This window comes from Janthinobacterium sp. TND4EL3, from assembly GCF_900156175.1.
Classification (GTDB): domain Bacteria; phylum Pseudomonadota; class Gammaproteobacteria; order Burkholderiales; family Burkholderiaceae_D; genus Janthinobacterium.
Genome location: NZ_FTMV01000074.1, coordinates 1 through 1,042 on the forward strand (window position 1 = coordinate 1; position 1,042 = coordinate 1,042).

The 1,042-nt window shown below is 57.1% G+C and carries 1 protein-coding gene; it reads right to left on the reverse strand.

Annotated features, from left to right (window positions below):
* A partial coding sequence (locus BXA07_RS29900) for an IS481 family transposase (RefSeq protein ID WP_083708638.1) occupies window positions 1–950 on the reverse strand: 950 nt, incomplete at its 3' end.
* Window positions 951–1,042 lie beyond the last annotated feature (92 nt).

Below are 1,042 nucleotides of genomic sequence, written 5' to 3' on the forward strand. Positions count from 1 at the left end.
TAGCTGTGAAGTTGCAAGAGGTTATTCGGACTAGAACCAAGCCGTGACATCGGTGCCTTGCCAGCAATACCCTGATGCGGCCGGTGCCAGTTGTAGTGATGATTCCATTCCTTGAGCATGTGGGCACGTTCCAGTGAGTTGTTATAAACGAAGCCGTAAGCCCATTCACGCAAGGCTGACTGGATGAAGCGTTCGGCCTTGCCATTGGTCTGCGGTCGATATGGCCGCGTAAAGCGGTGCTTGACTTCGATCTGACTGCAAGTGGCCTTGAATGACCTGGAGCGAAAGGCTGAACCGTTGTCAGTCAACAAGGCTTTGGGGCGCACCCCGAGCGAGCAGAAATAGGCGTGGGTATTGGCGAGGAAACGGTTGGCATTTTCTTGGGTTTCGTCAGGGTAGAGTTCCGTGAAGGCGATGCGGGCATGGTCGTCAATGGCGATAAACAAGACTTCCCATCCGGCGCCGCGCGTACGGTCGCGCCGGTTTCCTGTCGCACGATGACCGGTGGCTTCAATGCGTCCGAGCTTCTTGGTATCAATATGAATCAGGTCGCCCGGTTGCGCATGCTCATAGCGCTGCACCGCCTCGACGGGATCGAGATCGCTCAGTTTGGAGAGGCCGGCACGCGCCAGCACACGGCTGACCGTGGCCTTCGATATCTGCAGGTACTGGGCAATCCTGGCCTGCGTCATGCGCTTCTTGCGTAGTTCGACAACGGTCAGCGCCTTGCCCTCGTCCAGTGCCAAAGGGCTGTGTGCGGGACGCGACGAGCGATCCATCAAGCCTTCGCGGCCCTCGGCAAGGAAGCGCCCCAGCCATTTGCGCACGGTCGCCTCGCTCACGGCATAGCGGACAGCGGCCTGGCAGACCGGCAGGCGGTGATGCAGGACGTCTTCGACCATCTCGACTCGACGAATCAGCGTTAATCGGGCATTCTTATGAATGTTCATTCGGTTGGTTTCCTTGAGAACTGGGGGTTTGGCGATTTCCAGTGTCTCAAATCCAATCCGAATGAACCACAACAACCTATTGAAACATCACA